The 25794-nt window shown below is 71.0% G+C and carries 19 protein-coding genes and 1 pseudogene; 9 read left to right on the top strand and 11 right to left on the bottom strand.

The window, feature by feature from the left end:
- Positions 1-83 precede the first annotated feature (83 nt).
- Complete coding sequence (locus KV381_RS00450; protein ID WP_218784223.1) at positions 84-1802, bottom strand: MFS transporter; 1719 nt, start codon at positions 1800-1802, stop codon at positions 84-86.
- Positions 1803-1892: 90 nt separating this feature from the next.
- On the opposite strand from KV381_RS00450, the gene KV381_RS00445 reads away from it, so the two are divergent.
- Positions 1893-2504 (top strand): helix-turn-helix domain-containing protein, encoded by a 612-nt coding sequence (locus tag KV381_RS00445; RefSeq protein WP_030082251.1) that lies wholly within the window; start codon positions 1893-1895, stop codon positions 2502-2504.
- Positions 2505-2703: 199 nt separating this feature from the next.
- On the opposite strand, the gene KV381_RS00440 is transcribed toward KV381_RS00445, so the two are convergent.
- Positions 2704-3840, bottom strand: a complete 1137-nt coding sequence (locus KV381_RS00440; RefSeq protein ID WP_218784222.1) for a sorbosone dehydrogenase family protein — start codon at positions 3838-3840, stop codon at positions 2704-2706.
- A gap of 589 nt (positions 3841-4429) precedes the next feature.
- Between KV381_RS00440 and KV381_RS00435 the strand changes: the two are divergent.
- Positions 4430-5797 (top strand): annotated as a pseudogene (locus KV381_RS00435) (glycoside hydrolase family 6 protein); the annotation flags it as partial.
- Between the two features lie 159 nt (positions 5798-5956).
- Here the strand turns inward: KV381_RS00435 and KV381_RS00430 are convergent.
- The 4 genes from KV381_RS00430 to KV381_RS00415 form a co-directional block, all read right to left on the bottom strand.
- Positions 5957-7885 carry an HtaA domain-containing protein gene (locus tag KV381_RS00430; protein ID WP_218784221.1) on the bottom strand — a complete coding sequence of 643 codons (1929 nt, stop codon included), beginning with the start codon at positions 7883-7885 and terminating at the stop codon, positions 5957-5959.
- Positions 7886-8131: 246 nt separating this feature from the next.
- Positions 8132-9277 (bottom strand): RNA polymerase sigma factor, encoded by a 1146-nt coding sequence (locus KV381_RS00425; protein ID WP_218784220.1) that lies wholly within the window; start codon positions 9275-9277, stop codon positions 8132-8134.
- A gap of 7 nt (positions 9278-9284) precedes the next feature.
- Positions 9285-9692, bottom strand: coding sequence for a YciI family protein (locus KV381_RS00420; protein WP_030082262.1), 408 nt, complete (start codon positions 9690-9692; stop codon positions 9285-9287).
- A gap of 132 nt (positions 9693-9824) precedes the next feature.
- Positions 9825-11033, bottom strand: coding sequence for a saccharopine dehydrogenase family protein (locus KV381_RS00415; protein WP_218784219.1), 1209 nt, complete (start codon positions 11031-11033; stop codon positions 9825-9827).
- Positions 11034-11234: 201 nt separating this feature from the next.
- Here KV381_RS00415 and KV381_RS00410 point away from each other — a divergent pair, with 201 nt between their 5' ends.
- Together KV381_RS00410 and KV381_RS00405 are read left to right on the top strand one after the other, a co-directional pair.
- Entirely contained in the window at positions 11235-12008 is a 774-nt protein-coding gene (locus tag KV381_RS00410; RefSeq protein ID WP_230543899.1) for a TetR/AcrR family transcriptional regulator, read from the top strand.
- On the top strand, positions 12001-12813 hold the full coding sequence (locus KV381_RS00405; RefSeq protein ID WP_086778307.1) for an alpha/beta fold hydrolase: 813 nt from the start codon (positions 12001-12003) through the stop codon (positions 12811-12813). The genes KV381_RS00410 and KV381_RS00405 overlap by 8 nt, the downstream gene beginning before the upstream one ends.
- 90 nt (positions 12814-12903) lie before the next feature.
- Here KV381_RS00405 and KV381_RS00400 read toward each other — a convergent pair whose 3' ends face one another.
- Positions 12904-13386, bottom strand: coding sequence for a MarR family winged helix-turn-helix transcriptional regulator (locus KV381_RS00400; protein ID WP_218784218.1), 483 nt, complete (start codon positions 13384-13386; stop codon positions 12904-12906).
- A 99-nt stretch (positions 13387-13485) separates the two neighbouring features.
- On the opposite strand from KV381_RS00400, the gene KV381_RS00395 reads away from it, so the two are divergent.
- A complete protein-coding gene (locus tag KV381_RS00395; RefSeq protein WP_030082272.1) occupies positions 13486-13833 on the top strand; it encodes a DoxX family protein in 348 nt (115 codons plus the stop codon).
- A gap of 93 nt (positions 13834-13926) precedes the next feature.
- Positions 13927-14511, top strand: coding sequence for a DUF998 domain-containing protein (locus KV381_RS00390; protein ID WP_030630080.1), 585 nt, complete (start codon positions 13927-13929; stop codon positions 14509-14511).
- 69 nt (positions 14512-14580) lie between these two features.
- Here the strand turns inward: KV381_RS00390 and KV381_RS00385 are convergent, their stop codons facing one another.
- From KV381_RS00385 to KV381_RS00370, 4 genes are all read right to left on the bottom strand, one after another.
- A complete protein-coding gene (locus tag KV381_RS00385) occupies positions 14581-15138 on the bottom strand; it encodes a hypothetical protein (protein WP_218784217.1) in 558 nt (185 codons plus the stop codon).
- Positions 15139-15324: 186 nt separating this feature from the next.
- Positions 15325-18321: a family 16 glycoside hydrolase gene (locus tag KV381_RS00380; RefSeq protein ID WP_218784216.1), complete on the bottom strand. Its 2997-nt coding sequence runs from the start codon at positions 18319-18321 to the stop codon at positions 15325-15327.
- Positions 18322-18602: 281 nt separating this feature from the next.
- Positions 18603-20078 (bottom strand): alpha/beta hydrolase, encoded by a 1476-nt coding sequence (locus KV381_RS00375; protein WP_218784215.1) that lies wholly within the window; start codon positions 20076-20078, stop codon positions 18603-18605.
- Positions 20079-20213: 135 nt separating this feature from the next.
- On the bottom strand, positions 20214-20537 hold the full coding sequence (locus KV381_RS00370; protein ID WP_218784214.1) for a hypothetical protein: 324 nt from the start codon (positions 20535-20537) through the stop codon (positions 20214-20216).
- A gap of 190 nt (positions 20538-20727) precedes the next feature.
- Between KV381_RS00370 and KV381_RS00365 the strand changes: the two genes are divergently transcribed.
- From KV381_RS00365 to rph, 3 genes are all read left to right on the top strand, one after another.
- Positions 20728-21912, top strand: a complete 1185-nt coding sequence (locus KV381_RS00365; protein WP_098024793.1) for a sensor histidine kinase — start codon at positions 20728-20730, stop codon at positions 21910-21912.
- Positions 21913-22593: a response regulator transcription factor gene (locus tag KV381_RS00360; protein WP_030082284.1), complete on the top strand. Its 681-nt coding sequence runs from the start codon at positions 21913-21915 to the stop codon at positions 22591-22593.
- A gap of 423 nt (positions 22594-23016) precedes the next feature.
- A complete protein-coding gene (gene rph / locus KV381_RS00355) occupies positions 23017-25752 on the top strand; it encodes a rifamycin-inactivating phosphotransferase (protein ID WP_218787153.1) in 2736 nt (911 codons plus the stop codon).
- Positions 25753-25794 lie beyond the last annotated feature (42 nt).

Raw genomic sequence — 25794 nt, 5'->3', positions numbered from 1 at the left:
CGCTGCCTGAGCAGGCCACTGACCACGCGGCCCGCCCGGCCCGGACGCCGTTCACGGCCCGAGCCGGCCCGCCCGGCCCGGATTCAGGAAGCGGTCGCGTCGGCCCGTTCCGAGGCATCCGGGCCGGCGGGCCGCGAAGTGCCCTCCGCGGTGCGAGTGACCTCCGCGGTGCGAGCGCTCTCCGCAAGGTGAGTGCTCTCCGCGAGGTGGGGGCCTTCCGCGGCGCGGGCGGGACGCAGCGGTCCACGGAACAGCACGTAGAGGAAGAGAGCGGCCATCACGGCGACCCCGGCCCACATGGCGTTCTGCCAGCCGTCGACGAACGACTGCCGCGCGGCGCGGATCAGCTCCTGTGCGTACGGGCCGGCTCCGTTCGCCGCCTCGACGGCGTTGGCGACGCCTTCGCGTGCGCTGTCGGCCGGGCCGTCGGGGACACCGGCGAGCCGGGAGTCGATGGCGCCGCGATAGCCGGCGGACAGCAGCGCTCCGAGCAGGGCGACCCCGAGCGCGGTGCCGAACTCCCGGGTCACATCGTTCAGCGCGGACGCGACCCCCTGGCGCTCACGGGGCAGTGCACCGGTGATGGCTTCGGTGGAAGGCGTCATCGCCAGCCCCATGCCGAGGCCCATCGCCAGCATGCCGGGCAGCACGGACAGGTAGCCGCCGTCCACGGAGACGATCCCGGCCATCAGCGCGAGCCCCGCGCCGGCCAGCAGGATGCCCGTGGCCATGGTCGCGCGGGCGCCGACCCGTGCGGTCAGGTGGGGTGCGAGGCCCGAGGCCATCATCATCAGGACGGCCATGGGCATGAGGGCCGACGTCGACAGCAGCCCCGACCAGCCGAGGACGGCCTGGAGGAACGGGAACAGGACCACGAAGATGCCCGCCTGAACACCGAAGACGACCAGAAGAGTGACCGAACCTCCGGCCAGTGCGCGCTCGCGGAACAGGCGTACGTCCAGGAGCGCGGCATCCCCGCGGCGCAGCTCCTGAACCACGAAGCCGACGCCGGCGAGCACTCCGACCACGAGGCCGATCAGTGTCACCGGTGAGCTCCAGCCGCGCTCCGGTCCCTCCTGGAGAACGAAGATGAGCCCGACCACGGCCACGGCCGAGGTCAGCGCACCGGCGGCGTCGAACCCGTGGCGGAACGCCTCGCGGGAGTCGGGAACGAAGCGCAGCGTCATGACGAGCGCTGCCGCGCCGAGCACCAGCGGCAGGACGAACAGCCACCGCCAGTTCGCCACGTCGACCAGTGCGGCGGAGAGGAACATGCCGAGTACGCCACCGCCTCCGGCGACCCCGGTCCACACGCCGATGGCGCGTCCCCGCTCGTTCTCGGGGAACGTCGTGGTGATCACGGCAAGGGTGATGGGCATGATCATCGCCGCGCCCACCCCGCTGAGCAGCCGTGCGCCGAGCATGACCTCGGCCGACGGCGCGAGACCCGCCGCCGCACTGGCCACGCCGAAGACGACGAGACCGGCGACCAGCACGGGCTTGCGGCCGAGCCGGTCGCCGATCGCGCCGAGCGGCAGCAACAGGGCGGCCAGGCCGAGGGTGTAGATGTTGATGATCCACAGGATCGTGCTCTGCGAGGCGCCGAAGGCGACGGCCAGGTCGGGCTGGGCGACGTTGAGGCCCGAGACCGAGGCGATCACGGCCATCAGCGCGAGGCACACGGTGAGCAGGATCGTGCGGCGCCGGCGCGCGTCGAGCACGCCCTCGCCCTCGTCCGCGCCCGACAGGCGCGGGGCGTCGTCCGGATCGACACTCACCGGGCCGGGCTGGTTCGTACTCATGGATACCTCTTCCGTGCGAGCCCACTTCTTCCGGGGCCGAGCACGAACGACGCTAAGCGCGACTTGCTTCATTGGCATACGCTCATGCCTATGACGCAAGAAGATGGTGAGCTGGACAGCCTGGTACGCAAACGCATCCGCGCCCTGCGCGTGGCCCAGGGCTGGTCCCTGGAGGAGCTGGCCGCCCGCGCGAAGGTCAGCCAGTCCACGCTCAGCCGCATCGAGAACGGCCGCCGCCGGCTGGCCCTGGACCAGCTCGTCACCCTCGCCCGCGCCCTGGACACCTCCCTCGACCAGTTGGTCGAGACCGCGTCCGACGACATCGTCTCCAACCCGATGATCGACGGAGCCCACGGTCAGATGCGATGGCCCATCAAGGCGGAACCCGGCATGACCGTCATCCGCCAGCGCATGACCGAGCCGCCGCCCGACAACCCCGCGCGCCTGCGCGCGCATCCGGGCCGCGAGTGGCTCGTCGTCCTCTCCGGCACCGCGATCCTGCTCCTGGGCAACCGGCGTCTGAGGATCGAGACGAACCAGGCGGCGGAGTTCCCCACGATGCTTCCGCACGCGATCGGCGCCGAGGGCGGACCGTGCGAGCTGCTGGGCATCTTCGACCGGGATGCCCGCCGCGGCCACCAGCGCGGCGAAGGCGCGGAGAAGGCGGACCGCCCGGCCGGGCCGGGGCGGAGCCTCCGGTGACCAGTGCCGGAGCGTGACCAGTGCCGGAGCGTGACCAGTGCCGGAGCGTGACGAGCGCCGGAGAGCGATGAGCGCCGGGGCGCGCGGGCCGGGGCCCCGCCGATCATCACGACCGGCGGGGCCCCGGCCCCGGTCCGTGCGGCAGGCCTTCCGCCCGACTCGGTGACGCACCAGCTCACCAGCTCACCAGCTCAGCGGCTCACGCGGGGTCGACGCGGGAGACGGTGCCGTTGCTGCCGAGCACGTACAGCTCGCCGTCACCGCCCTCCGCGAAGGAGATGACCTCGCCGGCGCTGACCCCGAGGTCGCCCACGCCGGTCACCTCGCCGTCCGCCATCTGGAGCGTACGCAGGGTGCCGTCGCAGTAGTCGCTGAACACGTAGCTTCCCTGAAGGTCCGGAAGCGCCTGGCCGCGGTAGACGAATCCGCCGGTCACCGAGCACCCGAGGCCCGTGCGGTCGTACTCGTGCACCGGCGGGACATGGTTCGCGGGCTCCGTGCCGCCCCGGAAGGGATGCGTGCCCTCCATGGAGGACCAGCCGTAGTTCTCGCCGCCCGGGCTGTCCGCCGGGGCCCAGTCGATCTCCTCCCAGTCGCTCTGGCCGACGTCGCCGATCAGCAGGTCGCCCGTGCCCGCGTCGAAGGAGAACCGCCACGGATTGCGCAGCCCGTACGACCAGATCTCATCCTTCGCGTTCGCGTCGGCCACGAACGGGTTGTCCGCCGGGATCGCGTACGGTTCGCCGCCGCTCGGGTCGATCCGCAGCAGCTTGCCGAGCAGGGTGTCGAGTTTCTGCCCGTTGCCGTGCGGGTCGCCGCCCGAGCCGCCGTCGCCGAAGGCGATGTACAGATAGCCGTCGGGGCCGAACTTGATGTCCCCGCCGTTGTGGTTCGCGTACGGCTGGGTCTGGGTGAGTACCGTCCGCCGTGTGTCCGGCTGGAGTTGACCGTCCTCCACGGCGAACTCGTCGATCGTGCTGGTGCCTTCGAGGTCGGTGAACGAGATGTAGAAGTGCGCGAACGTCTTGTCGAACGCGACGCCCAGCAGGCCGCGTTCGCCGTCGGTGGTGGTCTCGTCGGATATGTCGAGGACGGGTGCGCCGAGACCCGAACCGTCCAGGACCCTTACGGTGCCCGCGCGTTCGGCGATCCACAGGGTGTCGTCGGGGCCGGCCGTGCCGGCGGACGGGCCCTGGGCCTTGGCCACTTCGGTCAGGGAGGCGTTCACCGGTTGAACCGGGGCGGCGGGCTCGTCGGCCGACGCCGTGGCCAAGGCCAACGACGTGACGAGGCAGAGCGTGCCGATGATCGCCGAGCTTCTGGTGCGAAATTTCACCGTGGCCTCCTGGAGGCGGCGAATGGGGGAGATCACCCGGCTGCTCGAGCGGAGTTGAGTGGGGGGCGCGAGCCGGCAGGCAACCTGGGTGGGGGAAAGGGTGTGTCACCGGCTACAGGTGAGAATAGAGGGACGGGCACGGCCTGGCCTAGACCAGCGTTACGGCATCTTCTGCCGCAGGACGCCGCGCGGCACGTTCCGCGGCGCGCTTCACGGCGGGTTCCGCAGCGCGTTCTCCGCGGCCCGGCCCCTCCGCAAGTCGGTAGTCGGCCAAACCTCGACGCGAACTTGACCGGTGACGCACGCGCGCCGACGCCCGAGTCCCCCGATGGGAGCGCTCCACTCACCCTCAACTGCCGTTCCATGCAAGGTGATTGCGTTGGAAGGCTTGACAGTCATCGAATGCGCCGTCAGTTTGGGAGCGCTCCCACGAGCAGGCTTCTCCGTCCGCTTCACCCTCGCCTGCCTCCCCCCACCCGATTCCCCTACTTCTCCTTCCCCGAGCGTCACGGACCCCTGAACCCGTCCGTCGATACCCGCGACGGACGTACGAGAGGAACACGGAGCCGCAATGAGAAACGGAGCCGCAATGAGAATCCGAGGCACCACCCCACACGCATCGCGCAGGAGGGCGGCCGCCGCCCTGTCCGCGCTGATCATGGGCGCATCGCTCGCGGTCGCCGTCCCCGGACAGGCATCGGCCGCCGACCGCGTCGACAACCCCTATGCGGGCGCCACCGCGTACGTGAATCCCGACTGGTCCGCCAAAGCCGCCGCGGAACCCGGCGGCGGCGCCATCGCGAACGAGCCGTCGTTCGTCTGGATGGACCGCATCGCCGCCATCGAAGGCACACCCGGCGCGCGGGGCTTACGCGCGCACCTCGACACGGCCGTGAGCCAGGGCGCCGACCTCTTCCAGGTCGTGGTCTACAACCTGCCGGGCCGGGACTGTTCCGCACTCGCCTCCAACGGTGAACTCGGCCCCACCGAACTCGACCGCTACAAGAACGACTACGTCGACCCCATCGCCGAGATACTCGGCGACCCCGCCTACGCGAGCCTGCGCATCGTGACGCTGATCGAACCGGACTCGCTGCCCAACCTCGTCACCAACGCCGGAGGCACGGCCGGTTCGACGCCCGAGTGCGCCACGATGAAGGCCAACGGCAACTACGAGAAGGGCATCGGGTACGCCCTGCACACGCTCGGCGCCCTGCCCAACGTCTACAACTACGTCGACGCCGCCCACCACGGCTGGCTCGGCTGGGACTCCAACTTCGTCCCCGCGGCCCAGCAGTTCAAGAAGGCCGCGACGACGGAGGGCGCCACCGTCGCCGACGTACACGGCTTCATCGTGAACACGGCCAACTACTCGGCGCTGAAGGAGCCCCACTTCGCGGTGACCGACTCCGTGAACGGCACCACGGTGCGCCAGTCGCGCTGGGTGGACTGGAACTACTACGTCGACGAGCTCTCGTTCGCTCAGGGGCTGCGCACCGAACTGGTCCGCCAGGGCTTCGCCGCCGACCTCGGCATGCTCATCGACACCGCCCGCAACGGCTGGGGCGGCTCCTCCCGGCCCACCGGCCCCGGACCGCTGACCGGCGTCGACGCCTATGTCGACGGCAGTCGCACCGACCGCCGCATCCACGCGGGCAACTGGTGCAACCAGAGCGGCGCGGGCGTCGGAGAGCGGCCCACGGTCGCGCCCGAGCCGGGGATCGACGCCTACGTGTGGGCCAAGCCCCCGGGCGAGTCCGACGGCAGCAGCGAGCCCATCGACAACGACGAGGGCAAGGGCTTCGACCGGATGTGCGACCCGACGTACACCGGCAACGGCCGCAACGGCTACAACCTCACGGGCGCCCTGCCCGGCTCCCCGGTGGCCGGGCACTGGTTCTCCGGACAGTTCCAGGAACTGCTCCGCAACGCCCACCCGCCGCTCGACGGCGGCAGCGCACAGCGCGGGTAGCGCCGGCCGGCAGGTCACCGGGGCACCGGCCCACGGCGATCGAGGCGTACGTGCCGCACCCGACGGGAACAGCTCCGTCGGGTGCGGCACAGCGCGGTGAGCGGTGCGGCGCGGTACGGGTGCGCTGCGGTCGGACGACCCGGGTCAGCGCACGTCGACCCGGTCGCCGGAACTGGTCGCGCCCAGGCGCGCCGACGTGGCCGTGAACTGCGCCTTCCAGGTGCCGTCCTTCTTCGCGGTGAACCCCTTCGAGAAGACGCCCTTGCTGTTGGTCTTCACGGTGGCCGGCTTGCTCCACTTGCTGGAACCGTCGGCCTTGAACAGGATGCTGACCGACTGGCCCGAGGTGTTCTTCCAGGTGCCGTCCAGGCTGCGCAGGGTGCCCTTGACGGTGATGGTGCGTCCCTTGCGGACCGGCTCGGGGGAGGCGTTGAAGCCGGACACGGCGGTCCGCAGCTTGACGTCCACGGAGTCCAGGGAGCTGACCGCCGCGGCACGGTCGGCGGTTCCCGCGTAACGGGCGCGCCAGGTGCCGTCCTTGACGGCGGTGACCGATGCCGAGGCGACGCCCTTGCTGTTCGTGGTGACCGTGGTGGTCCGGCTCCAGGTCTTGCCGCCCTTCGACCGGAACTCGATCAGGACGGGCGCCTTGGCCTGCGGGCGCCAGACGTCGTCCGTTGCGCCGGCGGTCTGGAGCGTGGCGACCACCTTCAGCTGGGAGCCCTTGCCGACCGGCTCCGGCGAGGCGTTGAAGGAGATGATCCGGGCGGGAACCGCGGACACCGTGAGCGTGGCGGCCGACGTCGCCGTCTCGCCGGACGCGTTGACGAAGACGGCGCGGTAGCGGTGACCGTCGAGCGCGGCGGACGCCTTCACCGACAGGGTGGCGGAGGTGGCCTTGGCGACGGTGCTCCAGGTCGCGCCACGGTCGGTGCTGCGCTCCCAGCGGACCGTGTCGCCGCCCGTCGCGGCCGCGGTGAACGTGCCGGTGGCGCCCGAGCGGACGGTACGCGACGCGGGGTGCCGGGTGACGGCGGGGGCCGGGGCCTCGACGCCGAACTTCAGCGGCTGGGCCACGTCCTGGGCGCGGGAGGGCATCCAGGTGGGGTCGCCGCCGTCGTGCGCATTGAAGCTCGTGACGAAGCAGGCGGTGGTACGGCAGTCGACGGAGGGCGCCCCGGAGGGGGTGAACGTCTCGGTGAGCTTCGCGGTGACGCTGAAGGTGCCGTCCCCGCCGACCTGGCGGACGTACACCGCGTTTCCGTAGACGCTGGGGTACGTGGTGCCGGGCAGGGCGATGGACTGGGCCAGGTACACCCCGCGCCCGGGCTGGTAGCCCTTGCCGCTGATGGTGACCTCGGTCTCCGCGCCCAGCCCGCTGACCTGGCTGACCGTCAGCGTGGGGACGCTGACGCCGCCGCTGACGGCGAGGGGGTCCAGGACGGTGCCGACCGGGTACATGGGGTGGCCCTGGTAGGCGAAGACCTCCGCGCCCTCGGCGGTGAGCGTGGCCGTGATGCCGCGCCACTCGAGGGTGGATCCGTCGAGGGCGCCCGCCGTCGCCGTGAGGTCGGCGAGCGGCACGCCGGGCGTGGTGACCGGGGCCTCACCGGGGACGAGATCGGTCGTCAGGTCCACGTGGAGCGTGCCCCGGCCGTTCTTGATGACGACGCGCGGGTTGGCGAGGGTGATGGCGGTGATGCCGTGGCTGGGCACCGCATAGGTGACCGAGCCGCCGAAGCGCACATCGGCTGAGCGCTCGGCGGGGTCCACCGAGCCGTGCCTGACGGGATGGCCGATCAGTCCGGCCGCGTCCTTGGTCGCGCCGCCGGCCACCTCCACCGAACCGCCCGAGCCCGTGACGTAACGGACCCAGGACTCCTTGAAGCCCCACGAGGACCCGCCGGACACCAGGATCGGGGAGGACGCCGACGTGCTGCCCGGGGCCGCGGCCGGTGCGGCGGCGTGGACGCCCGGGGCGGCGGACGCGGGTACGGCGAGGACGCCGGCGCCCACGGATATGACGGTGAGGGCGGCGAGAGCGGCCAGGCGGCCGCGGCGGGGCATGGACATGCGCTGGATGTGTCCTTCGGGGGAGAGGGCCGGCGCACGTCTGGACGGAGCCGTTCCCGGGAGGCGAACGAAAGAAGGGGGGATACCGGCTTCTTGGAATGTGGGGACCCGAAGACGACAACCGCATATTAGGTGAGGCTTACCTAAATGTCACGATGGGGGTGTGTCGTCGCCGTGAGCCGCCGACCGGCCGACTCCGTTACCCGCCGGCCCGCGCCGCTCCCCGAAGCCGCGGCGCCGGGCCCGTCACCCCGGGCGGCCGGTGTTGAGCCGGGCGGCCTGGCGCGTGAGGTGGGCGCGCTCGGCGAGGGTGGGTGCCTTGTGGGCGGCCTCCGCGTACAGCCGTGCCGCCGTCTCGAGATCGCCGTCACGCTCGTGGAGATATGCCGCCACCGCCGTGTGGCGGGGCAACGAGTCGCTCAGCGCGGCGAGTTCGGCCAGCCCGGCGCGCGGACCGTCGGCCTCGCCGACGGCCACCGCCCGGTTGAGGCGGACGACCGGGCTGTCCGTCAGGCCCGCCAACTCGTCGTACCACTCGACGATCTGCACCCAGTCCGTCTCCTCGGCGGTCCGCGCGTCGGCGTGGAGCGCCGCGACGGCGGCCTGGGCCTGGAACTCGCCCAGCCGGTCGCGCACGAGTGCCCCCTGCAGGATCTCCACCCCCTCGGCGATCATCGCGGTGTCCCAGCGGCCCCGGTCCTGCTCGGCGAGCGGCACCAGGCTCCCGTCCGGCGCGGTCCGGGAGGCGCGCCGGGCATGGTGGAGCAGCATCAGGGCGAGCAGCCCCGCCACCTCCGGGTGATCGATCGCGGCCGCGAGCTGCCGGGTGAGCCGGATCGCCTCGGCGGCGAGGTCGACATCACCGGAATAGCCCTCGTTGAAGACCAGATAGAGGACGCGCAGCACGGTGGCGACATCGCCGGGCTGATCGAACCGCACCCCGGAGACGGTGCGCTTCGCCCGGCTGATGCGCTGCGCCATGGTCGCCTCGGGCACCAGATAGGCCCGGGCGATCTGGCGGGTGGTCAGCCCGCCGACCGCGCGCAGCGTGAGCGCGACGGCCGACGACGGCGTCAGCGACGGATGGGCGCACAGGAAGTAGAGCTGGAGCGTGTCGTCCGTCGCGGGCGCGGGGCCGGGCACGGGCTCCTCGTCGACGCGGTCCTCCCGCCGCCTGCGGGCGGCCTCGGCCCGGGTCGCGTCGAGGAACCGCCGCCAGGCCACGGTGACCAGCCAGCCCTTCGGGTCCCGCGGCTGTTCGTCCGGCCAGACGCGGACCGCCTCGACCAGGGCGTCCTGAACGGCGTCCTCGGCCGCCGCGAAATCCGCTCCGCGGCGGACGAGGATCCCGAGGATGCTCGGTGTGAGGCTGCGCAGAAGAGCCTCGTTCATCGAGGCGTCACTCCGTGACGGTGGGCGGCGCGGTCAGGAACGGGCGCACCTCCAGCCACTCGTGGATCGGCCTCCCACCCGCCCCCGGAGCGGCCGACAGCTCACCGGCCAGCTCGACGGCACGGTCGTAACCGTCGACGTCGATGATCATCCAGCCGGCGATGAGGTCCTTGGTCTCGGCGAACGGCCCGTCGGTGACCGGCGGCCGGCCCTCACCGTCGTACCGGACCCACGCGCCCTCGGGGGCGAGCGCCTGACCGTCGACGAACTCCCCGGTCTTCTCCAGCCGGTCCGCGAAGTCCTGCATGTACTGCATGTGCGCCGAGATCTCCTCGGGCGTCCACCGGTCCATCGGTACGTCGTTGACCGCGGCCGGGGCTCCGCGGTAGTGCTTCAGCAGCAGGTACTTGGCCATGGTCTTACTCCTCGATGCGGTGCGACCCATTCTGGTCGCTCTCACCACGGGGACGGAGCCGGATCCTGGTTCTCGACATCGTCGCCCGAAAACTTCCCGACATTTTCTCGCGGGCCGCGAACGAGCCCGCGATCACTGCTCCCGCAGGCCCCACGGAGACCCGTACGCGACGAGCAGATCGAGGAACGGGCGCGGGTCCAGCGCCTCGGCGCCGAGGACGCCCACGCCGCTCCATACGCCGTTCGCCACGAGCTCCAGGGCGATCACCGGGTTGATGGCCGTCTGCCAGACCACGGCCTGGGAACCGTACTCCCGCATCGACCACTGGTTGTCGACCACGTGGTAGAGGTACACCTCGCGGGGCGCACCGTCCTTGGTGCCCTTCACCCAGGTGCCGGCACAGGTCTTGCCGTGCATACGGTCGCCGAGCGAGGCGGGATCCGGCAGGCAGGCCGCGACCACATCGCGCGGCGACACGTCACCGCCGGGCACGCTGACCTTGTCCGTACGGTCCAGACCGAGTTTGTGGAGCGTCTTGAGGGTGTCGATGAACTCGTCGCCCAGCCCGTACTTGAAGGTGACCCGCCGGGACTCCACCCAGCGCGGGATCAGCAGCACCTCCTCGTGCTCGACGTTGACGCATTCGACCGGCCCGATGCCCTCGGGGAAGTCGAAGACCTCCGGCTCGCCGAACGGGGCCGTGGTGAACCAGCCGCGGTCCTTCTCCCAGACCACCGGCGGGTTCAGACACTCCTCGATGGTGGTCCAGATCGAGAACGACGGAGCGAAGTCGTAGCCGTCGACGGTGAGGTTCGCGCCGTCACGGACCCCGATCTCCTCGACCGTGTCGAACAGCTCGTCCGCGGCGTACCGGGCGAAGACATCGGAGAGTCCCGGCTCGACGCCCACCCCGACGAGCGCGAGCCGGCCGGCCTCCTCCCACGCGGCGGCGCGCTCGAACTGCCCGTCGCCGAGCTTGACCCCGCACTCCTCGTACGGGCGCTCCGGATGCGGCGACGAGAGGGACATGGCCATGTCCAGATAGTCGACGCCCGCGGCCAGCGCCGCCTCGAACAACGGCATCACGAACCGGGGGTCGGTGGCGTTCACGAGGATGTCGCACCGCTGCTCGGTGAGGAGGGCGGTGACCGCCTCCCGGTCCGAGGCGTCGACGCGCAGCGCGGTGAACCGGGCCTGCTCCTCGCCGAGCGCGGCCACCGCGGCCTCGGCCCGGGAGAGGTCGTAGTCGGTGACGATCATGTGGTCGAAGAACGAGCGGCGGGCGGCGACCCTGGTGATCGCCGTACCCACGCCACCTGCGCCGACGAGCAGTACGCGCATGGCGGATGTGCCTTTCGTCGATGAGCCGGGCCGTGCGGCCCGATGCCCTTGGATTCGTCCATGAAAGGGGCGCACTTGAGTAACGTCAACGCCGTTGGCATAAGCTCGGAATCCGCCGGGTCCGGCACAGGACGCCGAAACCGGAACCGGACCGCACGAGGCAGGAACCAGGCAGGGACCGGACCGGAAGAGGGGGACCCGATGGCGAAAGAAGTGGTTCCGGAGGAGGGGCGCCGGCGCAGAAGGCCGACCAAGCAGGGCGTGGTCGTCACCCAGCAGCTGATCGTCGAGACGGCGCTGCGCATGCTCCACGAACACGGCAGGGACGGACTGACCGTGCGACGCCTGGGCATCGCTCTGGGCGCCGACCCGAGCACGCTCTACCGCTACTTCCGCGGCATCGACGACCTGACCCTGGCGATCGCCGACGAGCTGATCGGACGCGCCCTGCGGGGATGGCGGCCCGGTGGGGAGTGGCGGAACGACCTGCGCGAGGTGGGCCTGCGCATCCACACCGCCTACCTCGCCCACCCGGAGGCCGCGGTGCTGACCGCCAGCCGGGTCAGCGGCCGGGCCAACGAGATCGCCGGCGACGAGGCGGTCCTCGGCATCCTGCGGTCCACCGGACTGCCCGACACGGACGTCGTCCGGATCTATCAGGCGTTCGTCGACCAGGCACTCGCCTTCGCCGCACTGGACGCCGCGAGCCTGGCCCTGCCCGAAGCCGCACGCGCCGCCGACGAGCGGGTCTGGCGCGCCACCTATGCCCGGCTGCCGGCGGAGACCCACCCGAACATCGCCGCCACCGCCCCGCTGCTGGTGGCGAGGATGAACGACAGCGCCTACCCCACGGCACTGGAGATGCTCCTCGACAGCGCGGCGGCGGCCGTACGGCTCCACCTGGCGGCCCCGGAGGCCGCGGCGCAGACTGGCCGGAGACGACAGCATCCCGGAGAGGCCTGGGGCGATGGGTGAGTACGCGGACCTTCCAGGTGTCAGGACCTGGTACGAGACCGAGGGGACCGGCGACCCGCTGGTCCTGCTGCACGGCGGCTTCTGCACCAACGACACATGGGGCGCGCAGCGCGCCGACCTCGCCGCCGCCTACCGCGTCCTCCTGCCGGAACGCCGCGCCCACGGGCACACGGCCGATGTGGCGGGGCCGCTGACGTACAGGGACATGGCCGAGGACACCGCGGCCTTCCTGGAACAGGTCGTCGAGGGACCGGCGCATCTGGTGGGCTGGAGCGACGGGGGAGTGGTCGCGCTGCTCGTCGCCACGGCCCGGCCCGACCTCGTGCGCAAGGTCGTGGCGATCGGCGCCAACTTCCGTCCGGGCCCCGAGTGTTTCGTCGAGCCGTCGATGCTCGACGCGATGACGCCGGAGGGGCCCGACCTCGCCTTCTTCCGGGAACTGTACGAGCCCGTCGCTCCGGACGGCGCGGGCCACTGGCCGGTGGTGGCCGCGAAGGTGATCGACATGTGGCGCACCCAGCCGACGCTCACGACCGAGGAACTGGCCCGGGTCGCGGCGCCCACCCTCGTCATGGCCGGCGACGACGACCTGATGACGCTGGAACACACGATCGCCCTCTACCGCGCGATTCCGGACGCACAGCTCGCGATCGTGCCCGGAGCGTCCCATCTGGTTCCGCTGGAGAGGCCGGCTCTGGTCAACCGTCTGATCCTCGACCATCTCGCGCAGGACGCGGTGGAGACGATGATGCCGATCAGGCGGGCGGAGCCGGAGACGGGGACTCCCGACGACACGGTTCTCTGACCGAGACGCCCCCCGACGCTCCGCGGTCACCTGATCCGCGGACCGCCTGGTCGCTCCCGGAGCTGCCGGGGCGCCCGGGGCCGCCGGAGCTCAGCCCTCAGTGCAGCTGAAGTCCTGCGGTGAGGTGCGCAGCTTGCCCAGCAGCCGCCGCAACGCCCCCTGATCGCGTACGGACAGGTCCGCGAAGAGTTCCCGTTCCACGGTGTCGAGCGCCAGGTCCGACGTGCTGAGCTGCGCGGTCCCCTGCGGGGTGATCTCGACGATGTGCCGGCGGCGGTCCGCGGTGTCGCGTCGGCGGCGTACGAGATCGCCGCCCTCCAGATCGTTGAGCAGGGCGACGAGGACGCTGGGGTCGACGTCGAGCCGCTCGATCAGCGCCTTCTGCGTCACCGGCCCCTCGGCCAGCTGCAGCAGCGTCATCATGTGCCGCGGCGTGAGCCCGGTGGCCGCGAGCGCCTTGTGGATCAGGGTCTGTGTCGCATTGCCGTGGTAGGCGAGCAGGAAGCCGAGGCGTTGGTCCGGAGACATCGACGGCCCCGCGGAGTCCTGGGTGGCCCTGTCCTGAACTGGCATTCCCCCACGGTATCAGGGCGTCCATTGTGGAACGGTGAGAATCGTTTATAGTCATCAACGATATATTCAGATCCATCATTGATGATCCCGAGGTAACCCATGTTCATCGCCTACGCCGTGGTCGGCGTCCTCCTCGCCCTCGTCATCGGCGCCTCCGCCGTGCTGACGTTCCTGCGCAACGAGGCCATCACCGCCTCGATGGGCAAGGTGGGCGTTCCCGACACCTGGCTCCCCCGGCTCGCCTCGCTCAAGGCGGCGGGCGCCCTCGGTCTCCTGATCGGCCTCGGCGTGCCGCTGATCGGGTCGGCCGCCGCCATCGGCGTCTTCCTGTACTTCATCGGGGCCGTCGTCGCCCACGTGCGCGCCAAGGACTACGAAATCGCCCCGGCGGTGGTGCTCGCCCTGCTGGCGGCCGCCGCGTTGGCCCTGCGCGTACTGTCCGCCTGAGCGTCCCGCGCCGCCTGCCGCGGCGCGGGGATCGGCACGGAGACCAGCGCGGAGATCAGCACCAAGCAAGATGTGCGCATTTATGCTGGCTCGATGCGATCTGCTCCTTGGTGGGCCTTGGTCACCTCCGGCTGCGCCCCCGTGCTTCTGGTCGGTTCCTGGATGATTGCGCAACTGCGCCAAGGCCCGGAGTACGACCCCGCGCGGCACACCCTGAGCGTGCTGGCCGCTTACGGGGCCACCAGCTACTGGCTGATGACGGGGATGCTGCTGGTGCTGGGGACGTGTTACGTGCTGACGGCGCACGCGCTCCGGCAGGCGGCGTTCCCCGGGCGGGTGGCTTTGGCCGGCGGCGGACTGTGCGCCCTGGCCCTGACCCTGGTGCCGGCGCCGAGCAGCGGCGGGGCGCTGGAGCACGGGGTGGTGGCCACAGTGGGCGTCCTGCTGCTGGCGGCGTGGCCTCCGCTGGCCGCCGTCCGGGGGCGGAACCCGGTGCCATGGGGGCTGAGACTCGATGTGTCCCTCGCCGCGAGCGCGTTGATGGGTGCGAGCGCTCTGTGGTTCCTGGCGGAGCTGCAGAGCGATGGCACGCCCGGCGTCGCCGAGCGCGTGGTGACGTTCGTCCAGGCGCTGTGGCCCTTCCTGGTCGTCGTCTCCTGCCGGAGAAGCGCGGCCTGACGAGCCGTCACCGCAAGAACGCCACCCACCTGCCGGGGCGTCGGCCGCCGGGCAGGAGTCCGCTACGACTCACCGAAAGCCATCGTGCCCGCGCCGCAGCCAGGCGTCGATGGCCGCGTAGTCGCTGTCCGTCAGGCCCCACCGGGGATCCACCCGGTGAAGCAGCGCGGGGCCCGGGTGGTGGGCGGAGACCCAGACCCGGTCGGTGCCGGTGATCTCGTCGTCGACCCAGACGAAGGGGCGGCCCGCGGCTCGGGCCACGAGGACCCGGGTCTTCCAGTGCAGCCCGTTCCTCTCGTCCTCATCCTCCTCGCCGTTGCCGCGGGAGCCGTCCCCTTCGGAGGGCTCCGGCCACCGGACGACCTCCAACGGAGGCAGGCCGATACGCGGGGCGATCCAGGTGTTCGCGTCCTCCATCCATGTCGTCGCCCAGACGAGTTCGCAGGGCAGCGCCCCGAGTCGTGGTCCGTGCCGGGGATCGATCCTGTTCAGGAGGGGGTTCGCGCCGGTGCCCGGGCTCTCGGGGCCCGCCTCGTAGGTCGGGTACGGGTGGGCCGACGCGCCGAAGGGGATGAGAGGCCCGTCGACGTCGAGGAACAACAGCGGACACCGCGCGGTGGGATTCACGGGAGCACGATAGCGACGGACCCGAACCGCGCACGGCTCCACCGCCGACGGGTCCACCGTCCACGGCCCCACCGCCCACAGGTCTGCCGCCCACGGATCCGCCGTCAGACCCGGGCGGCACGCGGCGCGAACGGCTCCGGGGCGACAGCAAGCCGTTGTCGCCCCGGAACCCCGCGTCGGACCGGTCTAGCCGAGCGGCTCGACCCACACATTGCGGTAGCGGATCTTGCTTCCGTGGTCCTGGAGCTTGATCGCCCCGGCCGTCGGACCCTCGGCCGCCCCGCCGCCGGTCGGACCGTCGACCGCCACGTCGTCGTGGACGGTGACGCCGTTCCACACGACGGAGATCCGGGCGTCCTCCGTCTTGTTGCCCGCGGCGTCGTAGCGGGCGGCGCGGAAGGTGATGTCGTACGTCTGCCAGGTCTCCGGCGCCGTCGCGGCGTTCACGTCCGGAGCCTTCTTGGTGTAGATCGCCCCGGCCTCGTTGTCGGCGAGCGTGGTGTCACCGTACGAGTCCAGGATCTGCACCTCGTAACGCTCCTGCAGATACACGCCGCTGTTGGCGCGGTCCTGGCCGGTCACGTCCGGCGGGAGATTCGGCAGCCAGAACTCGACATGCGCACGGAAGTCCTGGAAGCCCTGCTTGGTCCGCAGGTCCCCGCCGGATATCTCCATCTCCCCATCGCTCACCGGCCATTCGGGCGTACGGCCGTCCGGATGCTGCCAGGCCGCCTGGTCCGTGCCGTCGAAGAGCTGGACACGGGCGCCCTTCGGATGAACGGTGATCATGTCCAGGTTCACATGACCGGTGTCGCCACTGTCGTACGCGTACGTGATCGTGTTGCGGCCCTCGCGCAGCTCCAGTTGCTCGGTCCCCGTCGACCAGGTCTTCCAGTCGGTGGTGGACAGCAGCTCGGTCTGCCGCACCTTCTCGCCGTTGACGTGGACGCTCACCGTCTTGGTGCCGGGAGCCGGGTCCGGCCCGTTGGAGTAGCGCAGACCCACGTCGTACGGACCCGCCTCACCGGCCTCCACATCGAAGGTGACCGCCGCACCCTCCTCGCCGAAGTTGTCGACGAAACCGCCGCCGGAGTAGCCCGCGTGCTCGGTGTCGACGCCCGCGCCTCCGGTGAGGGTGCCCTCCTCGGCCTCGTACTGGGTGGCCGGAGGCTGGTCGCCCGGCAGCGAGTTGAGCGTGTACCAGGCCTCGGTGCTCCACAGCTCCGTACCGCCGGCGGAGCTGAAGGGGCGCGGCGAGCGGACGTGGACCACGCGGTTCGCCTTGAGGCCCGGGATGGTCAGCGTGACCTTCTTGCCGTCCTCGGAGAGTGTGGCCGCACTGACGGCGAGCGACTCCTCGTCGATCTTGGGCCCGCCGTACTGCGGCGTGGGGGCGTACGTCCACTGATCGACCCGATAGCTCTCGGCGAGCTTCGCGGCCGTCGCCTCGGAGAGCGGCTCGGTGTACTCCAGCTCGAAACCGCCGGGCTTCGCGCGCATGGCCAGGATGTCGAAGGCCTTGTCACCGCTGGGGGAGAGCTTCTGGAGCCCGTAGGTCAGCTTGCCCTCCTGGCCCCAGTTGCCGCCCGCGCCCAGCCCGCCGGCGTAGATCGCGCCGTCCGGGCCCATGCTGATCCGGTTGACGCCCGCCTCCAGGCCCTGGGTGAAGCGGAAGACCGCGCCCTGGTACTCGCCGTCGACCTTCTCCAGATACGCGCGCTGGATCCCGCCGTACGTGACGTCACCGAACAGCATCTGCCCGGCGAACCGGCCCTCAGTCAACTGCAGTGGCGTACTGGGGGAGTTGGCTATCTCGTTCTGCGGCAACCACAGCACCGGCTTGGTGACCGGCTGCGCGTCGAACGGGCCCGCCGGGTTGGTGTAGTGGTTGAAGAACCTGTCCTGCTTGATGTGGAGAAGCTTCGAGGAGGGCAGCCAGCCGCCCTGGTTGTCGAGCACGAACATGTCGCCCTCGGGCCCCCAGCCGATGCCGTTGGGGGTACGCAGGCCACCGGCGATGTAGTCGACCTCGCCGGTCTCCTTGTTCACCTTGATGGTCGATCCGCGGTTCGGCGCCGGCTGCGGATCCGTCGTCGCCCCGCCCAGGTTGATCGCCACGGACAGGTTCAGATAGAAGTACCCGTCCCGGTAGAGCAGGCCGAAGGCGAACTCGTGGAAGTTCCCGCCGTACGGCCACGTCGCGACCGTCCGCCGCGCATCGGTCACATCGTCGCCGTCGGAGTCGGTCAGCTCGGTGAGTTCGTGCTTCTGGGAGACGTACAGCTTGCCGTCGACGGCCTTGATGCCCATGGGCTCCTTGAGACCCTCGGCCACCTTCTTCGCCGTCACACTGCCGGGACCGGTCTCGCCCTGGACGCCGTCGAGGAGATAGACCTCTCCGGTCTCGTTGTCCGTGCCGCCCCAGGTGGTCACGGCGAGCCGGCCGTCGGGCAGCCAGTCCATCGCGGTGACCTGCGGCTCGAAGCCCGCGGGGCGCAGATCGGTGAGCGCGTAGTCCGGGTGCACCTCGGTCAGGGGCAGCCCGTCGCCGGGGGAGTCGAGAGCGCCCTCGCACTCCTTGCGGCCCGGCGCCGTCACCCGTACGACATCGGCGTCGGTGCTCAGCACGGAGTTCGGCACGACGGCGAAGTCCCCGGCGCCGGGCGGCTTCCACTCCAAGGTGACCTGCTGGCCGCCCGTACGGTCGAAGTGGTCGATCCTCAGCGCATGGTGACCCTCCGTCAATTCGACGGAGCCGTCCTTGGGGTCCGCGCCGTGCAGCCCGTCGTGGTCGATGACGGTGGAGTCGTCGATCCGCAGCCGCGAACCGTCGTCGCTGGTCAGCCGGAAGGCGTACGCCCCACCCTCGGGAACGGTGAGGTTGGCCGTGACCTGGGAGACGAAGTGGTCGCCGAAGCCGAAGTCGTCCGGCGAGCTCCAGTCGATCTCGGGCATCAGCTTGTCGACGTTCGGCGTCTGCCCGGCCTTGATGTCGCACAGTTCGCTGAGGGGGACCTGCACATCGAAGACGCGCAGGGTGACGCCCGGCTCCTGCGGCGGGAGTTCGTCCCGCGGCGCCGGCGCGGCCGTGGCCGGCACGGCGGAGAAGGCGCCGACGAGGAACGCGGAGACCAGCAGACCGGTGAGATGTCTGCGGCAACGGTGGAGCGGCCGTGGATGCATTCTTCCTCCTGGCCCCTCGCGGCGAGGGGCACGTCGCGGCGGTGGGTGGGGCCACCCGGCGCCCGGGGGTGAACGTTCGGCTCGTGCGGTGGGGCAGCGCATGCTCCGGACAAGGGCTCCGGTGGCTGCGCCGAGAACAGTAGGAGGCTTCTACCGGCGGCGTCCATACTTCGTCACCACAGTGTTCAAAGTTTGCCGGTGATAATGAAAAGTGCTCAAACCCCTTGATGTACGGGGCATCTGGCGGTCAGTCAGCAACCGCCGGACGCCCACGCACCCCTCTACGCGCCCGGTTCCGCCGCACAGTCGAGGTCCCGAGACGGCCGCTGACCAGTCATCAGGAACCTCGTCACCGCGCCGTTCGCGCAGACGTTGTCATCGAACGGATAGACACCGTGCCCGCCCTGATCGGCCGTCACCATCACGGCCCGCTGGCCGAACGCCCGCCGCAGCTCCCGGGCGCCTGCCAGCGGCGTCCCCGGGTCGCGCTCGTTCTGCACCATGAGCACGTTCGACGGCCCCCGGTCACCGATCGGCACCGGCGGCTCGACCTGACCGGTCGGCCAGAACGCGCACGGACCGATGCTCGCCGTGGAGCCACCGAGCATCGGATACCGCACCCGGTCGACGGCCGCATTGCGCTGGTACTCCCGAACCGTCCCCGGCCAGCGCGCATCACCGCAGATCACATAGAAGCGCGCCGCCATGAGGTTCTCCAGATTCGCCGGCAGGGGCAAGGAGGGCGGCAACGGCCGGTCCGTGTCGAGCGCCTGCCAGAGTTCCGCCAGGTGCGGCATCAGGGCATCCGTGTAGAGATGTTCGAACGTGGCCCCGCGGAACGCCGTCCCGTCGACACCTCGGACGGGCTTCCGCTCCAGCCGCTTCGCGAGGTCGAAGAACTTCGCGGTCACCTGCTCCGGCGTGCTGCCCAGACCGTACTCGGGGCGCGCGGCCGCGAACTCCGCGAAGTCCGGGAACCGGTCTTTCAGCCCCCGGGCGAACAACCGCATGGCCGTGACGTCGTAACCGCCGGGACCCAGATTGCTGTCGAGCACGACCCGGTCGCCGCGCCTCGGGAACATCGTCGTATACACCGCACCGAGGTACGTGCCGTACGAATGGCCGAGGTAGGAAATCTTCCGTTCTCCGAGCGCCACCCTGATCCGGTCCATGTCGCGCGCGGTGTTCGCGGTGGTGATGTGCGGCAGCATCCACGCCGTCCGCGACGTGGCGCACTGCCGTGCGACGGTCCGCGCGTAGCCCGCTTCCCGCGCGACGTCGGCCGCGGTGTGCGCGTACGGAGCGAAATTGCCGCGGTATTGCTGCTCCTGCGTCAGATGGCAGGTCACCGGAGAGCTGCGACCGACACCACGGGGATCGAAGCCGATCACATCGTAGGAGTCCAGCACCTCCTGGGGCAGACCCGACGCGGCGAGAACGGCCGGATAGCCGAGCCCCGAACCCCCGGGACCGCCCGGATCGGTCAGCAGCACACCACGGCGCTTCGACGGGTTCTCGCTCGCCAGCCGGGAGATCGCGATCTCGATCCGGCGGCCGTCCGGGCGCCGGTAGTCCAGCGGGACGTCGAGCGTCGAGCACTCCAGACGGGGCGCGGCGACGTCCTCGGGACACGGGCCCCACCGCACGGTGTCCGAACCCGCCCCCGCGGTACCCGGAGCCGCCGCCGACGCCCCCGGCATCGCGGCCGCCACCGCCACCGCGCCGGCGGCGAGCGCCAGCGACAAGGATTTACGCATCAGATGTCCTCCTGGAAAAGGGCGCACAGGGCGCCGGAAAATGCGGGCTCACAGCGCCCGCCGCTGACTGCGTGAAGGCAGTGACGGTTACGCGGCCGTGAAGGCGGCCACCGCTCTCCGGCCCTGACCTCCGCGTCACCGTCTCGGCGGCACGGACGACCGGGCCCGCTGTTCCGCACCGGTTCGGACCGCCTCCCGGCCGCAGACCGTCCCGTACCCTCCGGCCCGCTCGACGGCGGACTCCCGGCGGATGTGCGCCCAGCCACCGACCGCCACCGAGAGCAGCGCGACGAGCCCGAGGAGCACCATCGGACCGGCAGAGCCGCCGGAGACCCGGCCGAGGAGACCCCACAGCAACGCGGTGTCGCGGTCGAGCAGGCCACGGATCACCGCCTGGGACGCCAGGGCCGTCACCGCCATCCCGGCCGCCTCGAGCGCCACCAGACCACGCTCACGCATCGCGCCCCTCCGTCCCACGTCCGGTCGTCTCGGTACGGGGACGAGTCTGTCCGTGCGGCGGAACCGGGCACATCGGCCCCGCGGCCCGGAGCGGGACCGACCAGTGGCGAGGCGTTCGTACGACTCCGGTCGAAGACGCATCCGCCCTGGGGCTGACTCCCCGGCCCCGCGGCTTCGCGATACTGAACGGGTGAACACGGACGGCGCGCCACGGCTCGGATGGTGGCAGCAGACCTGGCGGCTGGCGGCGGCCGCGGTGCTGAGTGTGCCGATCTGGCTCTACATCGGCGTGCTGCTGCACAACCAGGGCGTCGGACCGGACCCCTGGTTCCGCATCGGTGATCCGCTGGTGGCCCTCGCCTGCCTGACCGTGTTGCCGTGGCGGCGGCGGTTCCCGCTGGCCGTCGCCATGACGGTCACGATCGCCTCGACCGCGTCGGCGCTCGCCACCGGCGCCGCCCTACTGGCCCTGGGCTCGATCTCCACCCGCCGTCGGCCCGTGGAGATCGGGGCGGTCGTCCTGGCCTATGTCACCGCGACGCAGTTCGTGGGCGGGTTCTACCCGGTCCAGAACCCGCCCGGCACGTTCTGGTTCCAACTCGCGCTGCCGGCCCTGACCGCCGGCATCGCGGTGGCCGTGGGCATGGCCATCGGCGCGCGACGCGTCGAGGTGCGGTCACTGCGGGACCGCGCGGAGAGCGCGGAACGGGAACAGGCGGCACGAGCGGCACAGGCACGGGTCCTGGAGCGCAACCGGATCGCCCGCGAGATGCACGACGTACTCGCGCACCGCATCTCCCTGGTCGCCATGCAGGCCGGAGTGCTGGACCACCGCGGCGACCTCAGGGCCGAGGAGAACCGGCTGCTGGTCCGCGGCATCGCCGAGGGCTCCCACCAGGCTCTGGAAGAGCTGCGGGACGTCCTCGGCGTGCTCCGGGCGGACCCGGGCCACCCCGAACCACCGCAGCCCTCCCTCGACCGCATCCCCGACCTGGTGGCCGATGCCCGCGCGTCGGGCCTGGACGTCACGCTGACCACCACCGTGACGGGAACACCGGCCGACGTCGTGGGCCGGACCTGCTACCGGGTGGTCCAGGAAGGACTGACCAACGCCGCCAAACACGCTCCGGGCGCACGCGTCCACATCGCTGTCGAGGGCCGCTCGGGCGACGGCCTCGGCGTCAGCGTCCGCAACTCCCCGGCCACCGACAGACCCGCTCAGCGGCCACCGGCGTCGGGATTCGGACTGCTCGGCCTCACCGAACGCGTCGACCTCGCGGGTGGAACCCTCCACCACTGCCCCACACCCGACCACGGGTACGTCCTCACCGTGCGGCTGCCCTGGCCGGCCCCCACCCATGAAAAGAGAACCTGAGTGGACAGCGAGCAGCGGGAACCGGTACGCGTCGTCATCGTCGACGACGACCAATTGGTGCGGATGGCGTTGCGGCTGGTCATCGACGGTGAGCCGGATCTGACCGTCGTCGCCGAGGCGGCCGACGGGAGGGCCGCGATCACGGTGGTGGACGAGCAGCGGCCGGACGTCGTGCTGATGGACGTACGGATGCCGGTCCTCGACGGTCTCAGCGCGACCCGTGAGCTCCTCACCCGGCCGGTGCCGCCCCGGGTGCTGATGCTGACGACCTTCGACTCCGACGACCTGGTGCTCGGCGCGCTACGGGCCGGAGCCCTCGGGTTCGTCCTGAAGGACACCCAGCCGTCGCGGATCCTCGACGCGGTGCGGACCGTCGCGGACGGCAATCCCGTGCTGTCCCCGGCCGCCACGGCACGGGTGATCGCCGCGGCCACCGGTCCGCAGTCCTCCCACACGCGTGACGCGTCCCGTCGGGCCGCGCGGGACCGGCTGTCGGCACTGACCGAGCGGGAACGCGAGACGGCCGGGGCGATCGCGGACGGGCTGGGGAACCCGGAGATCGCGGAGAGGCTCCACATCAGCGTCGCGACGGTCAAGGCGCACACCGGCAGCCTGTTCTCCAAGCTGGCGGTCCAGAACCGGGTGCAGGTCGCGCTGCTGGTGCGCGACGCGGAGGAATGACCCCGCGGCATCACCCTGAAGAGGCCGGTTCGCACGGGAGTCGCACACACGACAAAGGCAAGGAGGGAAACTCTCTCCTTGCCACTCTCAACTTATAGCTCACCGGGGGGCTTGCGGCAAGGCCCGGGGGATGGCGCAGAATCGGCGGCCGACCGCTGCTGCCTGCGGAATCGAGGGCGACGACGTACGCGTGTTGTTGTCGGCGAACCGGGGCTGCGGTGACGTCGAATCAGGGGTGGGACCGGTCGTGCGGCTGCGGGGGTAGGCCCAGCCTGCCCGGGTGTGTCGGCCGCAGGACTCGCCGGAAGGAAGACGACCAGGGATGAGAACGTGCCCGAAGAGAAGCGTGACGGAGAGCGCGACACCGGTGATCCGACCGGCCGCCGCGGCGCGACGGATGACGGCCACCCCGGAGGCGTCGCGATGACCGGGCGGTACGTGGTGGATCTGCGGGAGGTCGACGAGACGCAGGTCGCGGTCGTCGGCGGCAAGGGCGCACATCTGGGCGGCCTGTCGAGGATCGAGGGCGCCCATGTGCCGGGTGGCGTCTGTGTGACGACGGATGCCTTCCGGCGGGTGATGGCGCAAGCTCCCACGCTCGACGGCCTGCTCGATGAGTTGTCGCGGGTGGACCCGGAGGACCGGGAGGCGATCCGTACGCTCAGCGCGCGGATCCGGAGCACGATCGAGGAGACCGCGCTCCCCGACGACATCGCGGCGGAGATCACCGGCGCGCTCGCCGGTATCGACGGTCTCACCGGTGCCGACAGCCTCGGCGGTCCCGCCGGCCCCGGCGCGCAGGCCGCCTATGCGGTGCGGTCCAGTGCGACGGCGGAGGATTCGCCGACCGCTTCGTTCGCCGGACAGCAGGACACGTACCTGAATGTGGTCGGGCCGTCGGAGGTCCTGCGCCGTATCAGCCATTGCTGGGCGTCGCTGTTCACCGAGCGGGCGGTGGTCTACCGGCAGCGCAACGGAATCGACCACCGCGCGGTCCGTATGGCGGTGGTCGTGCAGCGAATGGTCTTTCCGCGGGCGTCGGGCATCCTGTTCACGGCCGATCCCGTCACGGGGAACCGGAAGGTCGCGACGGTGGAGGCGGGCTTCGGTCTGGGCGAGGCCTTGGTGTCGGGTCTGGTGAACCCGGATGTCTTCACCGTGCGGAACGACGCGGTGGTGGCCAAGGCGATTGCCGCCAAGCGGCGGGCGGTTCGCCCTGAGCCGGGTGGTGGTACGCGGGAGGTGGCGGTCGATGCGGGGGAGCAGGAGCGGCCGGCACTGGCGGATGAGCAGGCGGTGGAGTTGGTGCGGCTGGGGCGGCGGATCGAAGCGTATTTCGGCTCTCCGCAGGACATCGAGTGGTGTCTGGTGCAGGACGGCTTCCGGATCGTTCAGAGCCGGCCGATCACCACGCTCTTCCCCGTGCCCGAGAACGGCGACGAGGAGAACCACGTCTACGTCTCGGTGGGCCACGGGCAGATGATGACCGACCCGATGAGGCCTCTCGGGTACTCGATGTGGCAGCTGACGGCTCTGGTCCCGATGCTGGAGGCGGGCGGGAGGCTGTTCGTCGACGTCACCGAACGGCTGGCCTCGCCCGCGACCCGCGACGGTCTCCTCGACGCGATGGGGAAGGGTGACCCGCTGATCAGGGATGCCCTGGAGACCGTGATCGACCGCGGCGACTTCGTCCCGTCGCTCCCGGACACGACTCCCGGCAGGCCGCCGTCCGCCGGTGCGCCGCCCGCGCCGATCGCGACCGATCCGGCCGTCGTCACCGCGCTGATCGAGCGCAGCCGGGCGTCGGTCGAGGCCCTGGAGCGGGACATCCGGACGAAGAGCGGACCGGCGCTGTTCGCGTTTCTGCTGGAGGCTTTCGAGGAGCACAAGCGCGTGCTGAGCGATCCGCTGAGCATGCGGGTGATCATGGCGGGGATGGAGGCCACGTGGTGGCTGAACGACAAACTGGGGGAGTGGCTGGGCGAGAAGAACGCGGCGGACACGCTGACACTGTCCGCGCCGGACAACATCACGTCGGAGATGGGACTGGACCTGCTCGACGTCGCGGATGTGATCCGCCCGTGGCCGGAGGTGGTGGCGTTCCTGCGGGACACCGCGGACACCGCGGACACCGCGGACACCGCGGACACCGCGGACACCGCGGACACCGCGGGCACCGGGGATGCGGGCGGTGCCGGGGATGCGGGGAACGGGAATTTCCTGGACGAGATGGAGAAGCTCCCGGGCGGGGCCGAGGCGCGCGAGGCGATCGTCGGCTATCTCGACCGGTACGGCATGCGCTGCGTGGGCGAGATCGATATCACCAGGCCGCGTTGGCATGAGCGGCCCGTCACGCTGGTGCCGGTGATCCTCGACCATGTGCGGAATTTCGAGGCGGGTGCGGCGGTCCGGCGTTTCGAGGAGGGCCGGGAGAAGGCGCGCCGGAAGGAACAGGAAGTGCTGTCGCGCCTGCGGGCCCTGCCGGGCGGGGAGGCGAAGGCCGATGAGACGCGGCGGATGATCGACCGGGTCAGGACGTTCATCGGGTACCGGGAGTATCCGAAGTACGGGATCGTCAGCCGCTATTTCGTCTACAAGCGAGCCCTGCTGGCGGAGGCCGAACGCCTGGTGCGGGCAGGGGTGCTGAGGGAGACGGAGGACGTCTTCCACCTGACGTTCCAGGAGTTCCACGACGCCGTGCGCACGAACCGGGCGGATGCCGGCCTCGTGGCACAGCGCAAGGAGGCGTTCCGTTCGTACCACGCCCTGACGCCGCCGCGGGTGCTCACATCGGAGGGTGAGGTCTTCACCGGGGTGTACCGGCGTGACGATGTGCCGGCGGGGGCGCTGACCGGGCTGGCGGTGTCGGCGGGGACGGTCGAGGGAAGGGCCCGCGTCGTCCTGGACATGGCGCGGGCCGATCTCGAGGCGGGCGACATCCTGGTCACGGCTTTCACGGATCCGAGCTGGTCACCGCTGTTCGTCGGCATCGCGGGTCTGGTGACGGAGGTGGGAGGCCTGATGACCCATGGTGCGGTCATCGCCCGGGAGTACGGCCTGCCGGCTGTGGTGGGGGTGGAGCGGGCGACCGTGCTGATCCGGGACGGGCAGCGGATCCGCGTGCACGGCAGGGACGGGTACGTCGAGATCCTGCCCTGACGGGCCGGCGGGCCCGGCGTGACCCGGCCCTGCTCCGCGCAG

The organism is Streptomyces sp. WY228 (assembly GCF_019287315.1).
GTDB lineage: Bacteria > Actinomycetota > Actinomycetes > Streptomycetales > Streptomycetaceae > Streptomyces > Streptomyces caviscabies.
Note: the sequence above shows the minus strand (reverse complement) of the source record. Positions and strands in the feature narration are given on the sequence as shown.

What these genes read in the sequence shown, in the direction of transcription:
- KV381_RS00450 (WP_218784223.1), bottom strand. Translation starts at nt 1,802, where the DNA reads ATGAGTACGAACCAGCCCGGCCCGGTGAGTGTCGATCCGGACGACGCC.
- KV381_RS00425 (WP_218784220.1), bottom strand. Translation starts at nt 9,277, where the DNA reads ATGAACGAGGCTCTTCTGCGCAGCCTCACACCGAGCATCCTCGGGATC.
- KV381_RS00405 (WP_086778307.1), top strand. Translation starts at nt 12,001, where the DNA reads ATGGGTGAGTACGCGGACCTTCCAGGTGTCAGGACCTGGTACGAGACC.
- KV381_RS00375 (WP_218784215.1), bottom strand. Translation starts at nt 20,078, where the DNA reads ATGCGTAAATCCTTGTCGCTGGCGCTCGCCGCCGGCGCGGTGGCGGTG.
- KV381_RS00410 (WP_230543899.1), top strand. Translation starts at nt 11,235, where the DNA reads ATGGCGAAAGAAGTGGTTCCGGAGGAGGGGCGCCGGCGCAGAAGGCCG.
- KV381_RS00420 (WP_030082262.1), bottom strand. Translation starts at nt 9,692, where the DNA reads ATGGCCAAGTACCTGCTGCTGAAGCACTACCGCGGAGCCCCGGCCGCG.
- KV381_RS00445 (WP_030082251.1), top strand. Translation starts at nt 1,893, where the DNA reads ATGACGCAAGAAGATGGTGAGCTGGACAGCCTGGTACGCAAACGCATC.
- KV381_RS00380 (WP_218784216.1), bottom strand. Translation starts at nt 18,321, where the DNA reads ATGCATCCACGGCCGCTCCACCGTTGCCGCAGACATCTCACCGGTCTG.
- KV381_RS00370 (WP_218784214.1), bottom strand. Translation starts at nt 20,537, where the DNA reads ATGCGTGAGCGTGGTCTGGTGGCGCTCGAGGCGGCCGGGATGGCGGTG.
- KV381_RS00430 (WP_218784221.1), bottom strand. Translation starts at nt 7,885, where the DNA reads ATGTCCATGCCCCGCCGCGGCCGCCTGGCCGCTCTCGCCGCCCTCACC.
- KV381_RS00395 (WP_030082272.1), top strand. Translation starts at nt 13,486, where the DNA reads ATGTTCATCGCCTACGCCGTGGTCGGCGTCCTCCTCGCCCTCGTCATC.
- KV381_RS00400 (WP_218784218.1), bottom strand. Translation starts at nt 13,386, where the DNA reads ATGCCAGTTCAGGACAGGGCCACCCAGGACTCCGCGGGGCCGTCGATG.
- rph (WP_218787153.1), top strand. Translation starts at nt 23,017, where the DNA reads ATGACCGGGCGGTACGTGGTGGATCTGCGGGAGGTCGACGAGACGCAG.
- KV381_RS00415 (WP_218784219.1), bottom strand. Translation starts at nt 11,033, where the DNA reads ATGCGCGTACTGCTCGTCGGCGCAGGTGGCGTGGGTACGGCGATCACC.
- KV381_RS00390 (WP_030630080.1), top strand. Translation starts at nt 13,927, where the DNA reads ATGCGATCTGCTCCTTGGTGGGCCTTGGTCACCTCCGGCTGCGCCCCC.